This is a genomic window from Actinomadura terrae, from assembly GCF_022751215.1.
Classification (GTDB): domain Bacteria; phylum Actinomycetota; class Actinomycetes; order Streptosporangiales; family Streptosporangiaceae; genus Spirillospora; species Spirillospora terrae.
This window is the reverse complement of record NZ_JAICDG010000004.1, coordinates 344,133-366,547: the sequence shown is the minus strand read 5'-3', so window position 1 is coordinate 366,547 and position 22,415 is coordinate 344,133. Positions and strand designations below refer to the sequence as shown.

General features: G+C 70.0%; 14 protein-coding genes and 3 pseudogenes. 9 read left to right on the top strand and 8 right to left on the bottom strand.

From position 1 onward, the window contains the following. Positions 1–718 precede the first annotated feature (718 nt). Positions 719–1,063 (top strand): annotated as a pseudogene (locus tag K2F47_RS26250) (fatty acid desaturase); the annotation flags it as partial. A 23-nt stretch (positions 1,064–1,086) separates the two neighbouring features. On the opposite strand, the gene K2F47_RS26245 reads toward K2F47_RS26250, so the two are convergent. Further along, on the bottom strand, positions 1,087–2,247 hold the full coding sequence (locus tag K2F47_RS26245; RefSeq protein WP_242907990.1) for a N(5)-(carboxyethyl)ornithine synthase: 1,161 nt from the start codon (positions 2,245–2,247) through the stop codon (positions 1,087–1,089). 377 nt (positions 2,248–2,624) lie between these two features. Continuing rightward, positions 2,625–2,861, bottom strand: a complete 237-nt coding sequence (locus K2F47_RS26240) for a hypothetical protein (RefSeq protein ID WP_242907988.1) — start codon at positions 2,859–2,861, stop codon at positions 2,625–2,627. A gap of 28 nt (positions 2,862–2,889) precedes the next feature. On the opposite strand from K2F47_RS26240, the gene K2F47_RS26235 reads away from it, so the two are divergent. After that, positions 2,890–3,354 (top strand): hypothetical protein, encoded by a 465-nt coding sequence (locus K2F47_RS26235; protein ID WP_242907986.1) that lies wholly within the window; start codon positions 2,890–2,892, stop codon positions 3,352–3,354. A 35-nt stretch (positions 3,355–3,389) separates the two neighbouring features. Here K2F47_RS26235 and K2F47_RS26230 read toward each other — a convergent pair whose 3' ends face one another. The 3 genes from K2F47_RS26230 to K2F47_RS26220 all read right to left on the bottom strand — a co-directional run bounded on the left by K2F47_RS26230 (position 3,390) and on the right by K2F47_RS26220 (position 6,619). Continuing rightward, positions 3,390–3,713, bottom strand: a complete 324-nt coding sequence (locus K2F47_RS26230; protein ID WP_242907983.1) for a UBP-type zinc finger domain-containing protein — start codon at positions 3,711–3,713, stop codon at positions 3,390–3,392. A 309-nt stretch (positions 3,714–4,022) separates the two neighbouring features. Beyond that, positions 4,023–5,732, bottom strand: a complete 1,710-nt coding sequence (locus K2F47_RS26225; protein WP_242907982.1) for a SpoIIE family protein phosphatase — start codon at positions 5,730–5,732, stop codon at positions 4,023–4,025. A 191-nt stretch (positions 5,733–5,923) separates the two neighbouring features. Further along, positions 5,924–6,619, bottom strand: a complete 696-nt coding sequence (locus K2F47_RS26220) for a lantibiotic dehydratase (RefSeq protein ID WP_242908796.1) — start codon at positions 6,617–6,619, stop codon at positions 5,924–5,926. On the opposite strand from K2F47_RS26220, the gene K2F47_RS41505 reads away from it, so the two are divergent. Continuing rightward, positions 6,527–8,377 carry a recombinase family protein gene (locus K2F47_RS41505; protein ID WP_242907980.1) on the top strand — a complete coding sequence of 617 codons (1,851 nt, stop codon included), beginning with the start codon at positions 6,527–6,529 and terminating at the stop codon, positions 8,375–8,377. The two genes, K2F47_RS26220 and K2F47_RS41505, sit on opposite strands and share 93 nt — an antisense overlap. A 605-nt stretch (positions 8,378–8,982) precedes the next feature. On the opposite strand, the gene K2F47_RS40890 is transcribed toward K2F47_RS41505, so the two are convergent. Continuing rightward, entirely contained in the window at positions 8,983–9,108 is a 126-nt protein-coding gene (locus tag K2F47_RS40890) for a hypothetical protein (protein WP_272497507.1), read from the bottom strand. Positions 9,109–10,401: 1,293 nt separating this feature from the next. On the opposite strand from K2F47_RS40890, the pseudogene K2F47_RS26210 reads away from it, so the two are divergent. The 6 genes and pseudogenes from K2F47_RS26210 to K2F47_RS41805 all read left to right on the top strand — a co-directional run. After that, a pseudogene (locus tag K2F47_RS26210) lies at positions 10,402–11,445 on the top strand (IS30 family transposase); the annotation flags it as partial. Between the two features lie 5 nt (positions 11,446–11,450). Beyond that, entirely contained in the window at positions 11,451–12,365 is a 915-nt protein-coding gene (locus K2F47_RS26205) for a carboxylesterase family protein (protein WP_242907976.1), read from the top strand. Further along, complete coding sequence (locus K2F47_RS26200) at positions 12,355–12,894, top strand: dihydrofolate reductase family protein (RefSeq protein ID WP_242907974.1); 540 nt, start codon at positions 12,355–12,357, stop codon at positions 12,892–12,894. Before K2F47_RS26205 ends, K2F47_RS26200 begins: the two co-directional genes overlap by 11 nt. A gap of 537 nt (positions 12,895–13,431) precedes the next feature. Further along, complete coding sequence (locus tag K2F47_RS26195) at positions 13,432–14,832, top strand: glycosyltransferase family 39 protein (protein ID WP_242907972.1); 1,401 nt, start codon at positions 13,432–13,434, stop codon at positions 14,830–14,832. Positions 14,833–15,322: 490 nt separating this feature from the next. Beyond that, the gene (locus K2F47_RS26190; protein WP_242907970.1) at positions 15,323–17,551 is read left to right on the top strand and encodes a DUF8189 domain-containing protein; all 2,229 of its coding nucleotides are present in this window, start codon (positions 15,323–15,325) and stop codon (positions 17,549–17,551) included. A 41-nt stretch (positions 17,552–17,592) separates the two neighbouring features. Then, a pseudogene (locus K2F47_RS41805) lies at positions 17,593–19,218 on the top strand (DNRLRE domain-containing protein); the annotation flags it as partial. 1,387 nt (positions 19,219–20,605) lie between these two features. Here K2F47_RS41805 and K2F47_RS41795 read toward each other — a convergent pair. Together K2F47_RS41795 and K2F47_RS26180 are read right to left on the bottom strand one after the other, a co-directional pair. Then, on the bottom strand, positions 20,606–20,767 hold the full coding sequence (locus K2F47_RS41795; RefSeq protein ID WP_372490933.1) for a DUF6192 family protein: 162 nt from the start codon (positions 20,765–20,767) through the stop codon (positions 20,606–20,608). A 458-nt stretch (positions 20,768–21,225) separates the two neighbouring features. After that, positions 21,226–21,885, bottom strand: a complete 660-nt coding sequence (locus K2F47_RS26180; protein WP_242907966.1) for a class I SAM-dependent methyltransferase — start codon at positions 21,883–21,885, stop codon at positions 21,226–21,228. Positions 21,886–22,415: the final 530 nt, after the last annotated feature.

Here is a 22,415-nt window from a genome sequence, read left to right as displayed (position 1 = left end):
ATTTTGCCGGATACTTTTACCTTACCCGATAATTGCCAGTATACGGGAAAATATTAAGATTCTCAGAGTGATTCGCCCCCGCATCGGGGCCCAGAGCCGTCCGGGTGCGGGAAACCGGCCTCCATTTCCGCTGATTTCCAGCCGAGGCGGCGGGTTATCAGCGCGAGTGATGGGGTGTGCATGGATTGGCTGTGTCCATCCTCGGATCGTCGCGCTTGGCTGTTATTCCACCGGTCCCACTGCTTGGGGGAAGGGACCGGACGCTCCAGGGCCGTCCGCTCCTCCCCGAGTTGGACGGCCCTGGAGCAGTCTCCACGCTCCGGGTCCGAGCAGCCGCGACGCTCGCGGCGCCACGCTTTCGACCACCCGCCCGGCCCGGCCCATCTGCTCCGCTGATGGGCCCTGCTCGGACCGCCTGTTTCGGTTTCCCAGGCCGTTGAGCTTGACTGGAGTCACCAGAGTTCCCCTTTCAGGGGGCGCTCGCCCTGCTGGAAGAAGACAGTGTGACCACGAGTCCGACGACGGCCGTTTCGACCCGCGCGGCAGCCTCGGCCCAAGGCCAGCCCACGCCCCGAAGCCAGCCCTCGGCCCCTGGCCGGGCGGAGGCGGCTCCGCGCGGAAGGGACTACGCGCTGCTGTCCCGCGAGGTGAAGCGAGCCGGGCTAGTGGCCCGGCGGCCGGGCCACTACACGGTCAGGATCGTCTCGAATCTGGTCATGGCCTCTACCTCGGTTGCTCGTTCGCGCCCAACCACAAGGGGATGCCGATACTGGGCAGGAACGACAAGACCGACTTCCTGCGCCGGCAGGTCCTGACCGCGCGGTACATCCGCGGTGGCCGGATCGCCGACTTCGCGCTCGGCGGCCTGAACTACCAGATCGAGCACCATCTGTTCCCGTCCATGCCGCGGCCCAACCTGCGCCGCGCGCAAACGCTCGTGCGCGCCTTCTGCCGCCGCCACGGCGTCGCCTATTGCGAGACGGGTCTGCTCCACTCCTACGCGCAGGTGCTGCGGCATCTCCACGCGGTCGGCGGGCCCCTGCGTCCCGAACTGGAGTACTGACCGGACGGATCGCCGCACCGTGGTCAGAGCCGGGAGTGCGGGTAGGCGGGTGAGCGGTGCTGGAAGGACAGGATGTCGGGGTTCTGGACGACGCCGTCGCGGATCTCCACGGCACGCTCGATGACCTCGCCGGCCCGCGGGTCTGAAGGGCCGTCGAGGACCGTTCGCAGATGCGGCAGCAGCGCCTCGCTGATCTCCCACGTCGCCGAGTCCCACAGGTAGGACGGGCTGTGGTCCACGCCGTAATGGCGGACATCACGTCCGACCGTGTACATGGGGTCGTCGAACGGGGTCGGCCGGGCCCACTCGAAGCCCATCCCCGCGTCGCAGGACACGTCGACGACCAGGGTGCCTGAGGGGAACAGCGGCAGGTCGCCGCCGGTGGCGAACATCAGAGGGGCGCCGGGGTCCTGAAGGACGCAGTTGACGATGATGTCGTGCCGGGCGAGGAAGGCGGCGGCCGGGACCAGACCGCCGTCGGTGAGGACCCGGGTGCGGGCCGGGTCGTCCGGATCCCGATCGAAGTGGACGATCCGGGCCGAGTGGATCGGCGAGCCGACCGCGCTCACGCCCCGCTGCGTCAGGATGTCGACGTCGTGGACGCCGTGCGCGTTCAGGGCCGTGACCGCGCCGCGGCCGGTCGCGCCGAAGCTGATGACGGCGGCGCGCCGGCGCCGCCCGTAGGCGCCGGTGGCCCCGGTCAGGGCGAGGGCGTGCAGCACCGAGCAGTATCCGGCGAGTTCGTTGTTCTTGTGGAAGACGTGCAAGGCGAACCCGCCGTCGGACGTCCAGTGGTTCATCGCCTCGAACGCGATGAGCGTCAGCCGCCCGTCGACGGCGAGCTGGGTGATCTCCGGGTCCTGGACGCAGTGCGGCCAACCCCACAGGATCTGACCGGGACGCATCCGCCTGAGGTCATCGGGTCGGGGTTTGAGGATCAGGACGACGTCGCAGCGGGCGATGAGCTCGTCGCGGGGCAGCAGCCCGGCGACGTGCGGTGCCAGGTGCTCGTCCGGGACACCGAACCGTTCGCCGTAGCCGCGTTCGAGGTAGACGCGCGAGCGGAGCGCGGGGGCGAGCCGGTCGAGGTGCAGCGGGTGGATCGGTTGCCGGCGCTCGTTCTCCTTGCCCGATCGCGCGGTGACTCCGAGCGTCGGGCCGGTCGGCGTTCCGCCGCCGTTCAACGGACGGTCAGGACATGGGGACGGCCGGGAGACGAAGTCTCCCCTCCGGCTTGGCTTCGGGCGGACATGGAGTCTCCGATCGTTGACCGGTGGAAGTCCGGACCGTCCACCGGACGGGTCGGTCAGCGTTGCCGCCAGGGGCTTCATTCGCCGGGTGCCCGCAGTGTACGCACACCTCGCCCGTCCCCGGACGGCAGGCGGTGCCCGCCGTGCCGTCGTGCCGCCGATCAGCCAACGTGATGAGCCGTTCACCGATCGCCTGTGTCCGCGAAGAGATCACCGGGCTTGGCTGGAATGAGGCCGGTCACTGCCAGCGGCCGCGCTGGTCCGCTGGGGCCGTCGACCGCCCCGCCGTTGGAGGACGCTCTGAACGCTGATCACGCCATCGACGCCTCCCCGGCCGCGCGTGCGCCGTCCGCCGACGCCGCCACCGATTTGACGGCACCGGCTCGGCTCGGCCGTCCGGGACGGCGCTCCAGCTTGGCCGCGCGGTCCTTACAGGGGCGATCGTGGAGGCCGCCTGTGGCGCCGTCCCGGTCGGCCCGGAGGCACGCGCCGCCGCGCTCGCCGCCGTCCCGCCCGCCCGCCCGCCGAGAGAGCTGAGCCGTGGCCATGTGCGCCACAAATCGAGGAGAAGCACTGATGACCGGCATGAACGATGACCTTGGGGCCCGTGGCACGGCGGGCCGCGACGCACCGCCCGGCGGCCTTCCCGCCCCGCGACCGGAGGAGGTGCGAGCCGCGCGGGCCCATCTGACCTCCCGTCACGCCACCGGCCTGGATGAGTTCCTCTGGGAGGCCAGGAAGCGGCCGATGCCCGACAGCGCCGCCGTCAACGCGGTCATCGCCGCGTCCGGCCAAGCCCGGCGGGACGGCTGCGAGGCCCCGCCCCCGATGGATGTGGCAGCGGCACTGATCCTGTTGAGCGCGCTCCGCTCGAACCTGGACCTGGCCGAGGCGCGGCTCCTCGGCACCGCCCAGGTCTCGGGCGTCGGCCTTGAGCAACTCGCCGCCATACTCGGCATCAGCGTGCGGGAAACCGAGGAACGTCGCGGACGGCTGGAAACCCTTCTGGACCGGTGCGCCGCCCTGCCGTCCCCCACCTGATCGACGAGGTCCGAGGCCGCGGATCCACCGACGGGTCAGACTTCGCGCCCGTGGACGTAGCACCATTTCCACGTCGATCCGGGCTCCAGGGCGCCGACGACGGGGTGGTCGGTCTCCTGGTAGTGCGCTCGGCCGTGCTGGTTGGGCGAGTCGTCCGAGCACGCCACCCAGCCGCAGTTCAGGCAGACCCGCAGTCTTGTCCAGGTGGCGCCGAGGGCTCGGCAGCCCGGGCACCGGTCCGAACGCGGGGTCACCGGCGCCAGCCCGTCGAGGTGCTCGCAACGCGGCGCCGATCCGTTCGGGCTGACCGCCGGGATGAGGGACATGGCCTGGAGGCGCCTGCCACGGTCGGTGCCCATAGGGGGTTCTCCTCTCCCTCGTCCTCGCGGCACTTCCGCGTCCTCGCGGCGCTCCTCGTCCGGCCGGTGGGTCCGGGCACGGCACTTCCGAGTCAATCGCCGCCGACGTCGTCCTGAAACCGCCAAGTCGAGCGGAACTCATCACCGGCGCCCATAACGCCGGGCTGAGCGGCCGAAGCCTTCCGGCCAGTCGGGTGCGAGCACCCTCTCCACGGCGGAGCCCTCCGGCCGGCTGCGGTGTCGTGAACGCTGCCCGGAACCTTGCGGCGGACGCTCACCGAACCGGTGGTGACGCGGCGACCGTGGCCGTCAGCCGGGGACGCGCAGGGCCAGAAGCGCGACGTCGTCCTCACCGGCGGGCTCCATGCGTTCCAGGATTTTGTCGCAGAACTCGGGCAAGGGGAGTTGGGCCAGATGGGAGCCGTGGCGGCGGAGGCTGGTCAGACGGTCGGACAGGTCGGAGCCGCGGGCTTCGACGAGGCCGTCGGTATAGAGCAGGAGGGTCGAGGACGGTGGCAGGGGGTCAGTGCTGTCGGGGCGGGTTCCGGTGAGGTCAGGGTCGCCCAACAGGACCCCGTGCTCCTCCAGGAAGCGCGTGCCGCCGTCGTGGCTGATCAGCAGGGGCGGGGGATGGCCGGCGTTGCACCAGAGCAGGCGCCATCGCCCGACTGGGTTTTCGTCGACGCGGGCGAACACGGCGGTGGCGAGTTCTGCCTCGCTGACGGCGGCCATGACGCCGTCCAGGCGTGCCAGCACGGCGCTGGGCGGCCCGGCCAGGTCCCAGGCCAGGGCTCTGAGCATGTTGCGGACCTCGGCCATGCGGGCGGCCGCGCGCAGGTCGTGGCCCACGATGTCCCCAATGACCAGTCCGGTGCCGCCGTCGGGCAACGAGAACGCGTCGTACCAGTCACCGCCGACCCAGCTGACCTGGGTCGCGGGCACGTACCTGGCCTCCAGCCGCAGCTCGCCCGGCTGCGGCAGCGGCGTGAGCAGGTTGCGCTGCATCGCCTCGGCCGTGTTGCGCTGCTCGGCGTACAGGCGGGCGTTGGCCAGCACAAGACCGGTGCGACGCGCGACGTCCTCCACGACGAGCCGGTCGTCCGGCCCGTAGACCTGCCCGGGACGGGAGTAGCCCAGCGTCAACGCGCCATAGGTCTCACCCCGCGCTGCCAGCGGGGCGATGATCGCGTTCTGGGCGCCCATGGCCTGGAAGAACTCGTACTGGGCGGCCCCCAGCGGTTCGTCGGAGCGCGCGTCGGCCTCACCGCTGACGACGACCGCGGCGCCGCCGCGCAGCACCTGGGCCAGCGGTCCGCGCGGCGTCCGTGGGAGGGGCGGAAGCGGCCCCTCAAGCCCGGCGATGTCGGCGGGCGAGAGCTCGTGGTGCGTCGCGGCCACCCGCTCGACGCGGCCGTCGGGGATCAGCAGGTCGATCTCGGCCCAGTCCCCCAGCGCGGGCACCACGAGCCGGACCAGCCGCCGCAGCAGCTCCTCCTCGTTCAACGTGGACGACAGCACCGTCGTGATCTCGGCGACCAGCCTCAACCGGGAGTTGGCCCGCTGCACCTGCGCCATCCGGTCGCGCCGCTCACGCTCGACCGCGACCCGGTCGGCGGCGTTCTGGAAGACGATGACCAGCCCGGCCACCGCACCAGGGTCTGGCCGGGTGCCGGCCTGGTCGCTGGTGTGGATCGGCGCGGACGACCAGGAGCACATCACCATCCGCCCATCGCGATGCGCGAATCTCTGGCCGTCTCCGTGGTCGGGGACACCGGTGCGCAGCACGTGCAGGAGGCGGCAGTCCCGTTCCGGCGGGACGTGCCCGTCGGCGTCCCGGTGCAGAAACCGGTGCATGGGTCTTCCGAGCACCTCGTCACGGGTGTAACCGAGCAGCTGCTGCGCGCGCGGGTTCCACGCCGTGATCCGGCCGGACCCGTCGGTGGCGAGAACCCCGGAGTTCATCGCCTCCACGAGACGGTCATGAATCGTGCCCGGTCGATCGTCCATCTGGTCGGCCATCCGCACCCCCTGAGTCGGACATCAAGCTCTCATTCCCTTCGGTTCATCCGGAACACGTCGGGCGCGGGTCGGCCCTCAGGAAGGTGAGATGGCCAGGCGAGATCGTCGGCGGCGGGAGGGGAGCAGGCAGGCGTTGGACGGCTCAACCGCGGCGGGTGGGGATGCCGCACGGGCCGGGATCTCCTGCGGCATCAGGCCACCGATCTCGGTCGCGAATCTGACCAAGGCGTCCTTCCCCGACGCCCACGACACGTCGGGTGGATGACGAGAAGCAACGTTGGATCAGCGCGGCTCCAGGCGAGCGCGATCACGCGGTCGCCAGCCCGCTCTGACCTCGCGTCCCGGAACGATGACGGAGCGGGATGTCGTCCCAGTCGTTGGAATCGATGGTGGGTGCTGGCGGGGCGGACAGGTCGGGGTGGGCGGCGGGGGTGCGGTGGGGTGGAGGTGAGGGTGAGGAGGAGTTCGGCCGGTCTGCCGCCGATCCAGCCGGACGGTCCGTCGGCTTCGGTGAGGACGGCGGCGTCGTGCCGGTGCAGGTGACTGCGCAGCACCGCCAGGTGGGCGGTCTCGTCCAGGTCCCGGCGCAATCGCACGTCATCGCCGCCGCGCCCTGCACTGATCAACACCTGGTGCGGCAGCCGGTGCCGTTCGCGGTACCGCTGCCAGGCGTCTCGCCACTGCGGCCACGGCGCGGTGCGGCCGGGCAGCGCGGCCGCGCGGACGCTCCAGCGAGCCGGGTGCAGGACGGCGCGGCCACGCCGGACCTTGGGCAGGAACGGTAAGCCGGCGGCGTGCCCCCAGTCGAACCGGACGCACGGCGCGGTCCACGCTGTCCAGATCTCGGTCAGGAACCGCACGAGCGGTTCCTGGACGGTCGGCAGCATCACGCAGTTGAACATCAGGACCCGGCCGCATCTCGCGCCTGGCAGCTCCGCCGCGCGAGCGGTCTCGTCGAGCCGAAGGGCGGGACGATCGTCGCCGAGTACTTCGACGTCGATAAGTCCCGTTCGATCCCGTGGGCTCGCCGCTCGCGGGCCTCGGCGCTGATCGAGGCGCTCAAGAGCGCTGGGCGCGACTTCGACGCGGTCGTTGTGGGTGAGCCGCACCGGGCCTTCTACGGCAACCAGTACTCGCTGACCTTCCCGCTGTTCGAGCATTTCCGGGTGCCGCTGTGGGTGCCCGAGGTCGGCGGGGCGATCGATCCGGGCAACGCAGCACACGACATGATCATGGGTGTGTTCGGTGGCCTGTCCAAGGGCGAGCGGAACAGGGTCAAGATCGGTGTCCGTTCGGCGATGGCCGCGATCACCGCGACCGAGGGCCGCTATCTGGGCGGGCGCCCGCCGTACGGATACGAGTTGATCGACGCCGGGCCGCATCCGAACCCGGCCAAGGCGGCGGACGGCAAACGCCTGCGCCGTCTGGTCCCGCATCCGGCGTTCTCGCTGATGGTGAAGTGGATCTTCGCCCAGTTCATCGGCGGACGGGGCATCTTCGACATCGCCGAGGAACTCACCCGCGAAGGCGTCCCTTCTCCATCGGCGGCCGACCCGGGCCGCAACCGGCACCGGGTACAGGTGGCCTGGTCGAAGTCGGCCGTGCGGGTCATCATCACCAACCCGCGCTACACCGGCCATCAGGTGTGGAACAAGCAGCGCAAGGACGAGGTCCTGCTCGACGTCGACGACGTCGCGCTGGGGCACACCACCAAGCTGCGCTGGAACGACCGCGACCAGTGGGTCTGGTCCGAGCAGCAGGCCCACGAACCGCTGGTGTCGGTCGCCGACTTCGAACGCGCCCAGGCCGTCCTGGCCTCACGCGGACGCGGCCAGGCGACCCACAAGCCCCACCGGACCCGACGCCCCTACGCATTCCGTGGATGCCTGCACTGCGGATGCTGCGAGCGCCGGATGCAGGGGAATTGGAACAACGACCAGGCCTACTACCGGTGCCGGTTCCCGGTCGAGGCGAAGGTGGACAGGGCTATGCGCGACATCCGTGCTCCCAAGACGGAGCAGCTACGGATTCTCCTGCTGGGCTCTTCGTCCGAGCGCGGCGAACGCGCCCTGTGCGTCGGACGCGAGCAGAAACGCATCCGCAAAGCGGTCGAATCCGCATTGCTGCGCGATTACGTCGAACTCGACGTGCGGCCAGCCGCGACGACCGAGGACCTGCTGGACGGCATCACCAAGAACCGTCCACACGTCGTGCACTTCTCCGGTCATAGCGACGACGACCTGATCGAGTTCGAGGAGGAGATCGACGACTACCACAAAGGCGTGGTAGTCACCGCCCGCGCATTCGCCTCGGCGGTCAGGGCCACCGACGATCCGCCGCTGCTGGTCCTACTCAACTCCTGCAACTCCGCCGCGCAGATCGACCGCCTGGTTCAAGAGCAGATCGCGCCGTTCGCCATCGGGATGGCCGACGAGATCGAGGACGGTGACGCCATCATCTACGCCGCGCAGTTCTACGCCGCGGTGGCCAATGGGCAATCCATCAGGTCGGCCCACCTGTCCGCCCAGGCCGCCCTTGAGTTGGCTGGGCTCGCCAGCACCGAGCTGCCGACGCTGGCTCACGCCGACGATGTCGACCCCGCCACCGCAGTCCTAGTCAACCGATGGAGTGAACCCGGTTCATAGGTGGTCACCTATGAAACAGCGCCTCCGGCGACGGCTGTCCAGGGCAATAAGAAGGGCCACCACCCCTCGCCCGCGACCGTCCTCCGCGAGCGACCGGGGTGGCCTGGACTGGATCGGCGACGAATGATGACCGTCACCGACCGCCGCGTGACGTAAAACCGAGCCCTCATGGCAGACGGCGACGGGCGCCGGAACCGATCGGAAGGCGGCAGTGCCTGGTGCGGAACGTGCACAAGATCGGCTAGGTGCGGTGCGGGGTGCCTTCGCGGATGGGAGTGCATCTACCGGCCAGGTCCGGCCTTTCCTTAAACCCATTTTTCACATGACCGGATATTCCTTGTAGCCACGAATGCGCTACTCGTGGCAGTGACGTGGGTCACAGTAAGTCAGGGTACATTTCGCTGGTCAAGCGGCCCATGGGCTCGGTGCGACTGCCCCGAAACCCGCCCTCACCTGCGGATGTGATGTGAGGGGTGGTGTACTCTCGGGGCTGCAACGGAGGTGCGCAAGTCACTTGCGCGGCCCGAACGTGAAACGGCCTCCTGCCGGTTGGATCTTCCTAGGGACCCTGGCAGGAGGCCGTTGCTGCGTCCGTCCTTAATCGACTAGCGGCCGTGCATCGCGATGACCACCCAGGCGATCACCTTGATGACGGTCTCGAACAGCCACGCATGTCTGCGCGTCCACTCGTACAGTCGCTTCCAGACTGACCGGCCCTGCTCATGGTCCATCGCGACCTCACATCTCCGACCGATGAGGGCCGGTCGGTAGGGCCCCGCCGGTGGAGATCATCCGGCGAGCTCGGCCGGACAAGTCCGGGCGGAGAACCCTCGATGTGGACGTGACGAAGTTCAAGAACCGGTGCAGCATCGGCGAGTCTAGCAACGTGGCGGTACACATCCCGAGACGTACAGTCGGCACGAGCGCCGGGTTTGGGTGGGATTGTCACTCACCAACCACGCGGCAGAACCGGTCAGAACATCATCACACCGTTTGCTACCAGGGCGTTCATCCTGAACTAACCTCACCCATCGCCCACCACTCCGCGCTGGCTGATCGTCATACGGAATCGAACCAGAACGACCAAAACGGGGCATCGTCCCAGGTCATCGCCCAAAGGGGCTACTCGGGGAGCAGAAGGCCAAGTGTCAGGGATGAAATTAAATGGACCCTTACACGGCCTCTTGGAGGCGAGGAGAGACCTCAAACCTTGCGCAGATCGGGACCTCCTGTTCTCGCATCCCTCATGTTCGACGTGGGGGAGGTGGAACTTCTCGGACCGAGCTACACCTCTCGTCTCCCACAGCACCTAGGCGGTATTGGCGCTGGACGACACGGTCGCCGTCCTCCATCACCACCAACGCCACCCCTCCGCGCGCAGCAGGGGTGCGGTACCCCGAGCGGGCGGACTTCGTCGGCGGCATCCTCGGTCCGCACGAGCTGAACTTCTCGGGGAACCAGAAGCGCCGCCCCGCGTCCCGCGGGGTGGCGCTGGGCCGCCCTCTTGAAGGGCTGGACCTCGATCCAGACGTTCGAATTGTCGACGTAGCCGAAGACCACGCCCTGCGAGGCAGTACCGGAACGCTCTTCTCCGCGCTGCCCCAGAACCCGCGCCAGTTCAGTGGGAGACGGTTGTGGTTGCTCTGCGGTGTTCAAGTGAGCTCCTCGCAATGTCAAGCGGATGGGGGTGAGGGCGTTAGAGTTGGATGGTCTCTGCAGGTGAGGGGAGTCGGCTCTGGTCGTGCGCGACTCCGGCCGTGAAGGATCGGAGCGGCCAGCAACGACTCACTCGGCATTCCGGGATGAACGGTGGGCTGGGGCCGCGCGTCTGAGCAGGCGTCCAAGCCGGCCCCGCAGCGCGAACGAGCCGGGGCGGCATCCGAGCACGACACGATTCCCAACGCCTCCCGGGCACCTCTTCCCCATCTCCCAGCACGCTCGCGCCCAGTGGCCAGAAACCGATCTTGGGCTCAAGGGGGTCAGGGCATCACCTTTAATGATCTTGATCCTTGAGGTGAGGTGTGGTGCGGGACTACGGGTTGTCGCCCGGCCAGCAGGACGAGTTGTGGCGGCAGTGGAGGTAAGGCGAGCCGATCCGCGCGATCGCCCGCAGTGTGGGGGCCGGGCAGCATCATGTGCGGCGATTCCTGGCCCAAAGCGGAGGGTTGCGGGTCCAAGCCCAGCGCCGTGCCGCGGGGCACTTGACGCTGCACGAACGGGAGGAGATCTCCCGGGGCATCGCGTCCGGGGTTTCGGGCCGTGCGATCGCCCGTCGGCTGAACCTATCGGCCTCGACGGTGGACCGGGAGGTCCGCCGTAACGGCGGCCGCGAACCCTACCGCGCCTTGGACGCCGAGGACCGCGCCTCCAGCCTGGCGCGACGGCCCAAGCCCGCCGAGCTGACCATCCACCCGTCCCTGCGCCAGATCGTCGAGGAGCGGCTGGAATGCCGCTGGTCACCGCAACAGATCGCCTGCTGGCTCCCGCTGGCCTACCCCGACCAGCCCAGCATGCGGGTCTCACACGAGACGATCTACCTATCGCTGTTCGATCCGCGCCGGCGGGCACTGAACCGGACACTGACCGGGCGGCTGCGCACCGGACGAACCATGCGTCATCCACGCGTCGTTCGCCGTCCCAGCGGCCGCGGACAGATCCGGGACATGGTGCCCATCAGCCAGCGCCCTGCCGAGGTCGAGACCCGGCTCGTGCCCGGCCACTGGGAAGGAGACCTGGTCATGGACAAACGTCCCTCCGCGGTCGCTACGCTCGTGGAGCGGACCAGCCGCCTCGTCCGGCTGGTCGCTTTGCCCGACGGCCTCAAGGCCCACCAGGTGCGTCCGCATCTGGTCCGGGCCATCGAGCAGATGCCGTCCCCGATGCGCGGCTCGCTCACCTGGGACCGGGGCCGGGAGATGGCCGATCATGCCCAGCTCACCGCCCAGACGGGCATGCCGGTCTACTTCTGCCGCAGACGCAGCCCCTGGCAGCGCGGCACCAACGAGAACACCAACGGACTACTGCGCCAGTACTTGGGCAAAAGCGCCGATATCAGGCTCCTTGACCAGCCGCCTTGTGCCTGCGCGCGCTGCCGACGTCGAAGCTGCTGAAGGAGTCGGAGTACGGTTTCGCGCCGGTGTACGGCGGCGGGGGCGTGCTCCCGTACTCGCCGAAGCGGGCGCTGCTCGAAGGCAGGTTCGCGAAGGTCCCGGTCATGTACGGTATGACGCGCGACGAATACCGCACGTTCGAGGCCGCGCAGCAGCTCATGGGCGTTCCCCCGCTGGCGAACGAGGCGGAATACGCCGCCCGCGTGCGCGCCTATGTCGGCGCGGAGAAGGCGCCGAAGGTGCCGGCCCGGTACCCCCTCCGGAACTACGGTTCGCCGAGCGAGGCATGGTCCGCTCTCGTCACGGACGCCTCGTTCGCCCGTTCGGTAACGGACTTCGGCCGTTCCGCCGCAAGGCGGGTGCCCGCGTACGGCTACGAGTTCGCCGACGGTAAAGCGCCGTGGGTCGCGAACGCCGCCGACCCTGGTTTCCCGACCGGCGCGTTCCACGCCGCCGAACTGCAATACCAGTTCGAAACCGACTACTTCGACGAGAACCGGATGACCGCCGCCCAGCGGCACCTGGCCGACCAGATGACGGGCTACTGGACGAGGTTCGCCCGCACCGGCGACCCCAACGGCACGGGTGCGCCGACCTGGCGGGCGGGAGGAGCCACCACCCAGGTGCTCGCCCCCGGCGAGGGCGGCATCCGGCGGATCGACTTCGCGAGGGAGCACCGGTACACGTTCTGGAAGAACCTCTGGCCAGACGAAGGATGTAAGAGGGGCGATGTTTCACCCCACGGCCGACGGCGGATCGACCGCCGTCGGCCGTGGCGTCCTCGCTGGGTCGGCAGAACGGTCGAGCAGCGCGCGGGGCACGCGCAGCCTAGAGTTGATGAAACCGCATGCATGAATGGAGGCGCGCGTGGCCGGTGACCGTCCCTTCACCACGGTGGCCTTCGTAGCCGCGAGCCTGGACGGGTACACCGCCCGCGCCGACGGTGACATCCAGTGGATCGCCGAGCACGCCGAGCAGGCATGGGACGCCAGCTACTCGGATTTCGCCGCCGATGTCGACACCCACGTCATGGGACGGGGCACCTACGAAATGGCGCTGACGCTGGGGCAGTGGCCTTTCGCGGGCAAGCGCGTGGCCGTGCTCAGCACACGGCTTCCACCGGGCTCCGATCCCCGCGTCACCGTTCACCGCGACCTGGGCGCGCTCGTGAAGGACCTCGCCGAGAGCGGTGCCCGGCGCGTCTGCGTTGACGGAGGCAAGGGCATCGAGACGTGCCTGCGCGCGGGCCTGCTCGACGAACTCACCGTCACCACCCTGCCGATCCTGCTCGGCGGCGGCCTGCCCCTGTCCGGCGCGCTGGACGATGACGTCTCGCTCACGCACCGCTCGACCCGCGTCCTCGGCACCGGACTCGTCCAGTCCACCTACACCGTCGACGGTCATTGACCTCCTCTCACTGCTGAAACGCTCTGTGGTCGAGCATCGACTCAAGGAGATCCAGCACCACTCCGACGTGATCAACGCCTGTCTTCTGTAGGACTCCTCCTCGACACCGCCAATTAACGTTGGTCGGTCGAGGGGAGTTGTCCGGTGCGATGAGAGTGTTTCGGAGCCGTAGTCGGCCTAGTAATGTCGTCTTCGTTCCTGCATGAGCTTTGGTCCATCTAAACGCAAACGGTCGCGTTTCCGGTGGCCGCGTGCCGCGGGTGGAACATCGCCCGGACCGCCGGGATTCGGCGGGACAGGGTTATGGTTCTCAGGCGCTACTTCTTGAAGTCGCCACAAGGGCGTCGGTGATGCCCTGTGCCGGTTGTTCGCGCGCGATGACGGCATGGGCGCCGTACCCCGACCCGGTCATCGCGGCCGTTGTGTTCGGAGAGAGGATTCATGGCGTCGGTCGCCGATCGGCATAGGTCCGCCGAGTTGTCCGGAGCGGCCCGGGGGCGAGCTCCGGGGTGGGCGTGCTGGGCGGTTCCGGGGGCGGTGACGCTCGGGATCTGCCTCTGGCGAATAGGGACGCCGACCTATTGGCGGGACGAGTCGGTCAGTGTCGTCGTCGGGCATTCCGGTGTCGGCGGCATCGGGGACTTCACCTCGCACATCGACGCCGTCCACCGCCTGTACTACCTGCTGATCGATCTGGTGACGGTCTTCGGGACGGGCGAGGCCGTCACCCGGGCGCCGTCCGCCGTGGCCGCCGCGCTGGCGGCTGTGGGAATCGCCGTCCTGGGGTGGCGGCTGCACTCGGCGCGAGCGGGGCTGTACGGCGGTCTGGTGTACGGGTTGCTGCCGATCACCAGCCGGTACGGACAGGAGGTCCGGCAGTACGCGCTGGTCAGCGCGGGCGCCGTCCTGGCGGCCTACCTGCTGCTGCGGGCGCTGGAGGATCCGCGTCCCCGCGTCGGCTGGTACGCCGCCTACGCAGGGGCGATGGGACTGATGGGCTGGTTTCACCTGTACGCCCTGTTCCTGGTGCCCGCGCATGGGCTGACCGTGGCGCTCTGGAACGGTGACGGGCGGCTGCGCCGGCTCGCGTACTGGGGTTCGGCGACGCTCGTGGCGGTGCTCGCCGTTGTACCGCTCGTCCTGGCCGCGCGAGGCCAGGAGGGAACGCAGGTGTCGTGGCTGAGCCGCCCCGGCGCGGGAGCGTTGTACGACTTCGGCGTGCTGATCGCCGGAGGAGGCGTCGTGCTGGCGGTCCTCGTGGCGGCCGTCGCGGTGGGGCTGCTCGGGCGCGGCCACCGGGACGCGGTGGCGCTGGTCGCGCCGTGGCTGCTCGTCCCGGTGGCGGTGGCGTGGACGATCTCGCAGGCCCACCCCGTTTACCATCCGCGCTACGTCCTGTACTGCGTCTGCGCCTTCGCGCTCCTGGCCGGTATGGGGTTGGCGACGGCCGGCGAGTGGCTTCCAGGCAGGCGGGCGTGGGCCGCGCCCGCCGCCGCCACGGTGGCTCTGGCGTGCCTTGCGGTGGCGGTCCTTCCAGACCAGGCGGCGATGCGCAGGCCGCGCAGCCGTCCGGACGACTTGCGCGGCCTCGCGACGGTGCTGCGGCAGAACGCACGTCCGGGCGACGCCGTCGTCTACCTGCCCGCCGACCGCCGCGTGTTCGCCACCGCGTACGCCGACGCCTTCGCCCGGCTGGACGCGGCGCCGCTGCACGACCACGGCGGGGACCTCCCCACGCCCCGGTTCAAGGCCGCCCTCGCCGGGCGGTCCCGGATCTGGGTGGTGGAGATCCCCCCGCCCGGCCACCGCTACCGGACGCCCGTCCCCCTGCACAACCGGACGGCCCTGCAAAGAGACCCGCGTTTCCATACTGTCCAGAAATGGTCATTCGGCGGCGTACTCCTAACACTCTTCCAGCGAAACGGCAAGAGCACCTGAGGACGGCTTCCCCACTGTTTTTCTGGCTGCCTTTGGCCAAGTAAGCCCTGAAGACCCTGTGCATTCCAAGGAAGCTCTGTCCGGGGGCGAGCGGTTCCGGAATTCTTGGCCAAAGATCACGTGAATGCCGAGTGAACGACGGGAAAACTGGCTCGATGTGCTGGCCGTGCCCAGGTGGCGGCGGGTGATTCGCCGCCGATCGGAGGCTGGACGGGATGATCGTCCGGGGTTACGATCACCGGGACTCGCCGATCTGACTCCCTTGTCAACGACGTGTAGAGACGCTTCCATCGGGCCTCATTCCAGGGGATTCGATGTGCCTGATTTCGCCCTCCGCTCGCGTACCACAATTCTTCTCAGTGCCGTTCTCTGCCTCCTCTCCGGAACGTTCTCCCTGGTCAATCCTGGTTCCGCCGGGGCGCGGACCCGACCGACGGCCGCCCCTTCGATCCCGGCCGCGGCAGGCCAGTTCCATGAGGCGCGCGGTCAGGTGGCGAACGGCATCGCCATCGCCGCGAACGGAACCGCGACGGTCAAGGTCACCGACGTCGGCGGCACGCCCTCCTCGGGGGTGGCCTCGGTGCTCCTGGACGTCGCCGCGAAGGCGACCACGACCGGGCAGGGCGCGTTGATCGTCTACCCGTCGGGCGCGGCGCAGCCGAACGCGAACGGTGCCCGCTACGACAAGGACCTCTACGACCACACCCTGCTGTGGACGAAGGTCGGCGCCGACGGAAACGTGAAGATCGCCAACACGGGCGCCTCCGCTGTGGCGGCCAAGGCGTACGTCACGCTGCACGGGTACACGCTGACGTCCCCCGGGGCGTCGGCGGGCTCGACCTACGTCGGCGTCACGCCCGCAGAGGTTGTGAGCAAGGCGAACGTCCCGGCGGGCGGCGACTACTCGTTCTCCCCGCTCGGCAAGGACGGCGTCCCGGCGTCGGGCGTCTCGCACGTGGTGTTCACGCTGGTCGGCTCCGCCACGGCGGCGGTGCAGTTGTCGGTGCACGCGTCCGGGACGCCCGATCCCACCGACACGCAACTCAGCGTCATCCCCGGCAACCACCGGAGCAACCTGGTGATCGGCGCGGTCGGCGCCGACGGCAAGGTGACCATCAGCGGGCGCAGCGGGACCGTCCCCACGACCGTCTGGGCCTACGTCTCGGGCTATTTCGCGGCGCCCGGCGCGCCGATCGCGGGTGGGGTCGCGACGGCCGTGCAGCCGGCGTCCCTGGTCGGCAACGTGAGCCTGGCCTCCAACGCCGATCTGACGGTCGGGCCGCTCGGCCACGGCGGCGTGCCCGCGACCGGCGTGACGGCGGTGGGGCTCGCCGTCATGGCGCACGGCTCCGACAACGGGACGGTGACCGTCCGCCCGTCCGGCGTCGCGGGTCCGGGGGAGTGGACGGTCGGCTATCCGGTGCCGAACGGCTTCTTCACCGGGTTCATCAACGCCAGGCTGGGCTCGGACGGCAAGGTGGTGGTCCACAACTCCGGCGCCTCGGCGGTGACGGTGTGGGTGAGCGCGCACGTCTACTTCACCCCGTCCGCGGGATGCACGCAGGCGGGAGCGGTCCGGGCGCCGACTCGTGCCGGGTCCCCGCCGGCCGAGCCGCTGCCGGTCGAGCGGAACACGCCGACGGCGGCGCTCCAGGCGTCCCCGGTCGCCACCGGGTCACTCGGCGCACTGGAGTACGCCTACACCAACAACATCGGGCAGGTCGTTCAGGGCCACCAGTCCTACCTCGACAACTTCGACTCGGTCCAGTGGACGGTGCTCTCGGGCAGCGAGGAGTTCACCGGGCGGCCGGGCTTGGCCGAACAGCAGGACGGCCGGCTCCAGGTCGCGGCGCAGCACACGACCGCCGGGCACGTGTGGTCGAACACGCAGGTGACCAAGGACCCGCCGGCCTGGGGGACGTGGGGGACCGTGCCGCAGGCGATGGCCTCGCACGCCGCGCTCGTCCGGCTCGGCGACGCCCTGGTGATGTTCGCCGTGGGCGCGGACGGGGCGCTCTGGGCGCTGCCGCAGCCGGGCGCGAACGCCGCATACGGCGGCTGGATCAGGCTCGGCTTCAGTGACCTGCAAGGCACTCCCGCGGCGGAGGCGACGGGCGGCGGGGTCCGGGTCATCGTCAGAACGTCGTCCGGGACCTTGCAGACCGCGCTGTACAACGGCGGGCTCCTGTCCGGTTGCCAGACGCTCCCCGGTACGGGCTTCACCGGGACTCCCGCGGTCGTCGCGTTCCCGGGCAACAAGGTCCGCGTGGTGGCCCGGGCGGCGGACGGCTCGGTCCAGACCATCGCGCAGAACTCCTCGGGCGCGTTCCCCTCGGCGTGGGACACGGTCGGCTCACTGGTCGTGGCGGGCTCGCCTCAGGCCCTACTGAGCCCGGCGGGCAAGACGGAGGTCCTCGCCTTGGGAACCGACGGCCGGATCCACAGCACCGGCGAGACGACGCAGGGGGCCGGGGAGTGGCGCGACTGGATCGACGCCCAGGGAGCGGAGGACACCTTCGCCCCGAAGACGGATCCGACCGTGTTCACCTACACGAAGGCGAGCGGCCCGACATGGGCGTTCCTGGCCCGGGACGCCGACCAGACGACGCGGGTCTACTTCCCGCGGAGCTCCTCGGTCTCGGCCCGCGGTGACGGGGGCGGAGGTTCTCCCTTCCAGGGGCACACGCTGCCGAAGCCGCCCGCGCGGACGACCCGCTGACGGGGCCGACCGGTCGCCGCACCTGAGAAACCGAGGACGCGATGTCTCGCCTGAAGAGAGCGGCGACCGCCGCTCCCCGCCTGCTCCGCAGGCCGGGAGCGGCCGGGTCGGCGCTGCTCGGCATGCTCGCGGGCGCGGCGCGTCCGTGGGCGGTGGGGCGGCTGACGTTCCTCGGCAAGGTGGTGATGCTGCTCCTCGGTGCCGGGCTCGCGTGCTCGACGCTCGGTGACAGCGTCGGCCTGGAGGTTCGGCTGCATCCGGACGGCGGCCATCACGCGCACAAGAGGCCCAAGCAGCGGTGGGGTTCGGCGGCGGGCCAGGAGCATCTCGTCCGGGGGCCCGGCAACCGCACGAAACCGCCGACGCTGCGGAGCAGGTATCCGCAGCGCCGGCCCGTCCGGGCGGCGGTGCCGCGGCAGCGGAACGCGGCAGGGCAGGTGACGCCGCCGCAGCCGCGGACGACGGGCTTCGACGAGAAGCGGAGCCGGGAACTGCCCGCGCGGCGCGGCGCGCGCGAACGGGCGTTCGCCAATCCGGACGGGACCGAGACCACGGCGTTCTCGGAGACCCCGGTCAACTACTGGAACGGCCGGGCCTGGGCGCCGATCGACACCCGGCTCACCGGCGCCGGCACGGGCTGGCGCAACCGCGCGGACGCGGTGGACCTCCGGCTCGCGGGACGGGCGGACGAGTCCCAGGTGGCCGCGCTGCGGCTGGACGCCCGGCACTCGATCGGGTTCGGCCTGGCGGCCGGCTCCGCCGCTCGGGGCCGCGCCGCCGGCAGCGCCGTGGACTACCCGGACGCCCTGCCCGGCGGCACCGGCCTGCTGCTGGAGGCCACGCCGGGCGGGGTGAAGGAGACCCTCGTCCTGCGGTCACCGGACGCGCCGCGCACCTATGTCTTCCCGCTCTCGCTGACAGGGCTGACGGCGAGGGCCGAGGGAGCCCAGGTCGTGCTGACCGACGAGACGGGCCGGCGGCGGGCCGTGATCCCGGCCGGGTTCATGTGGGACTCCTCCGATGACGGCGCGGCATCGGCGGGCGTGACCTACCGGCTGGTGACCGAGAAGGGCCGTCCCGCGCTGCGCGTCGACCTGGACGACGCCTGGTTGCGCGACCCGGCGCGCAAGTACCCCGTGCGGGTCGACCCGAGCGTGGCCTCGGACGGCGCCGACTCCAGCATGGTCGTGCACGGCGGCGGCTCGTCCTCGGGCGGCAGCGAACTGCTGGTGGGCAAGAAGGACGGGGCGGCGTCCGCGTCCTACCTCAGGTGGGCGGGCCTGGCCGACCGGTTGAAGGGCCACACGGTCTACGGCGCCCAGTTGCAGGTGGTGAACTTCGACGCGGCGTCCTGCTCGGCGAGGAAGGTCACCGTCCACCCGGTGACCCAGTCGTGGTCGCCGGGCTCGAACTACAGCTACCCGGGCCCGGACGTGGGTGCCGCCATGGCGGACGAGACGTTCGCCTACGGCCATATCCCGTTCGGGGAGTCGCGGTCCCGGTGCCCGGCCAAGGGCACCCTGTTCAACCTGGGGTCGGCGGGCCGCAAGCTCGTCCAGGGATGGGCGGACGGAGCCCCCGCCAACGGTCTGTCGCTCCGGGCCTCGGCCACCGACGACCGCGCGTGGAAGCGCTTCGCGGGCTCCAGTACGGCGAACTCTCCCACGCTCTACGTGACGCACAGCCCCTACTACGCCAGGTACTCCATTCCTAGCCCGGTTCCGCAGCCGCCTGTCCTGCAGAACCAGGCGGGCAAGGTGAAGGTCACCGTCACGAACCTGAGCGCCGAGGCGTGGACGCCGAGCACGTACTACCTGGCCTACCGCGCCTACGACGCGAAGACCGGCAAGGCGGTGAAGCAGCAGCGTGCGGCGTCGCTGCCGGTGAACGTGCCGCGCAACGGCAAGGTGACCCTGGACGCGACGATCCAGCCGATGCCGGTGGGCAAGTACTTCCTGGACTTCACGATGGTCCGCAGCGGCGGGGTGGTGTTCACTGACGAGCAGGTCCCTCCCGGACGGATCGTCCTGGAGGTCTTCGACATCCCTCCCGTGGTGCAGGAGCTGTACCCGCCGAACGGATACCAGGCGCAGACTCTCGCACCGCAGTTGTGGGCACGGGCGGTGGACATCGACGCCCCCGCCGGTTCGTCGTTGCAGTACAAGTTCGAGGTCTGCGACCAGGACTCCGCAGGCAGACCGGTGAACTGCACGACGTCCGCCTACCAGAGCAGCCCGGCGTGGACGCCGCCTTCGGGGCGGCTGGTGTGGAGCAAGGCGTACCAGTGGCGCGCCTTCGTCAAGGACGCCACGTCGGAGGTGCCGTCGCCGCGGTCGGTGCTGCTGACCGACGTGCCGCAGCCCGCGGTGACCTCGCACGTGGCGGGCGCCCCCTACGGATCGCAGGAGCGCGAGTTCGACCCGCAGGTCGGCAACTTCTCCACCGCCGCCGTCGACGCGACGGCCCGCTCGGTCAGCTCACCGACGGCTCGCCCAGTCGTGCCGCTCGAGTTCGATCCGCGCGAACTGATTCGCTCTCACGCGCAGGCTCCCGCGGTGCTAATGACGCTCACGCTTCCTCGGCGGCAACGACCGATAGAAGTCGAGCCTCACCTCGTCCCCGTCGACCAACTCCATGATGTCGAGCATATCCTCATGATCACCGTAAACCGCCTCACGCATTATCGTAACCATTCCGTCTTTGACCGCCGCTCGACATCGATCACCGAGGTCGATGACCTGCTCGCCGAACGTGTTGTAGCCGATCGCCTGGACCGGGTGGACGGTCTGCGGAGCGCCGCCGCCGCTCTCCGCGGACACCGCCGCGCCGGTGGTGGTGGTCGGCCGTCCCATCTCGTCGGAGCCGTACCGGGTGGTGTACGCCTCCTTGTCGGCGCCGGGCACGTTGCCGCGCGGGTCGGTGGTGGAGGTCCGCAGGCCGCGCTGGTCGTAGGTGTGGGACGTGGTGTGGGTGGTGCCGTCGACCGTCTGGGACTCGCTGACCAGGTTCCCCGCCGTGTCGTACCTGTTGTCGACCACCGCGGCCATGACCGCCTCACTCGCCCTTCAGCAGCGCCGCCAACCCGGCGTCCAGACCGACCCGGCCGGTGTCGACCGCCGCCTCGATCCACCCGGCCGCCCCGCGGACCCGCTCCAGGTTGGAGTGGATCGTGGCACGCTCCTCCTGGGTGAAGTGGTGCTCGCCCAACCTCGGCACGATCCGGCCCGCCGCCGCGGTGAACGCCGCACACGCCCCGACCAGGTCCACGCTCGCCGGTGTGCGTGATCCGCTCGGCCGCCCGCGCCGAAGACCTCGCCCACCCCAGCCAGTAAACCGGCTGGAAGACCGGCCCGATCGCCGGATACACCACCGCCGCGCTCCCACTGATCGCCCACGCCCGCGCCGTCCTGGCCGCAGCCGTCGCCGCCGACCGTGCCGCAGGAGCCACCTGGACCGAGATCGCCGCGCCCTGGACGTCAGCGCCGACACCGCCGCCCGCCACTACCGCTCCTGACCACGCCACAGAACCTCCACCGCCTCTGACCGAGATCAGCGGTTGTTCGACACTCGTTGATGCCCTTTCGCTGCCCGTGTGTTCCACGGCCGGAGCGTCAGCGCAGGCCTGGGAGCTGCTCGCGGCGCGTCGGGCGGTGCCCGGCCCTTGGAGAGGGCGCTCAGGCGCGGCGTGATCTGGCGGTGATGATGGAGGCGTGGGGGCGGGCCAGATAGTTGTCCCAGAAGTCGCGACCCTGTTCCTCGAACCCCGCGGGCGTCACCTGGAAGGGCGGGAAGGCCGGTTGGGTGAAGCCGTTATCCGAGAGCGCGCCGGTGAGGGCGTCGTGGCTCCAGTAGCGGGCCGTGACGCTCTCCTGAGGGCCACCGCACAGAAGCTCCAGTGTGACGGGGCTTCCGTCGGCGGGCCGTTCCCCGCTGTACATGCGAAAGCCGTAGCGGCGATAGTAGTCGGGCTCGTCGTAGGGGAAATCCGGCTGGATGGGAAGGGTGACGAACAGCCCGCCCCGGCGTAGCAGCCAGGTGGCGTTCGCGCAGACTGCGGCGAGCTTGTCCCTGGTCGTGGCGTAGGGCATCACATACACCGACAGGACGGCGTCGAAGGCGTGGTGGAGGTCGGCGCCAAACTCATCGGTGATGTAGTGGATTCCGAGGGGAGCGGTTCGTTCACGCCTACGGGCGTGTTTGACCATTCCGAGCGACCGGTCGTGGCCGACGACTTTGGCGGCGCCGCGCCTGGCGAGGGCACGGGCGTAGTTCCCGGCGCCGCAGCCGAGGTCGAGCACGGTGGAGCCGCGCACGTCGCCGAGCGCGGCGAACACGCTCGGCATTTCCAGGTGGCGGCGGAAGGGCGTGGCGGCCAGTCCTCATAGACCTTGGCCAACTCGTCGAATCGGCTCCGTACGGTCATGAGATCTCCTTGAGCCGCCGGGCCGCGGGATCGTTCCGGCGTGCGGCCTCGAACGCCGAGCCGACGGCGCTCTCCTGGCTGTCGATTCCGGTCAGATGGCTCCCGGCGTGGTAGACCCCGCCCTGTCCCTGGCGCTCGGCCAGCAGAGCACGGGCTCGGACCGCGGCGGGGGTGACGACCAGGTGGTCGAACGCCCGCGTCCGCTACCTCGACAAGGCCGGCGGCCGGTTCGCGGCCGATGTGCCCTCCCGGGTGGGCGGCGGACCCCAGCCCGCTCCACCGCGCTCGGCAACGCGATGCTGGGCCCTGCACGCTGGTCGAAGAGGTCGACGGGCGGATCGGTGACTCGATGAGCCGACTGAACCAGCGCACGATCGGCAACCTGGGAGAACCCTGAACCAGGAGACGCACCGGATCCGCACGCGGCGAGTACAGTACGCG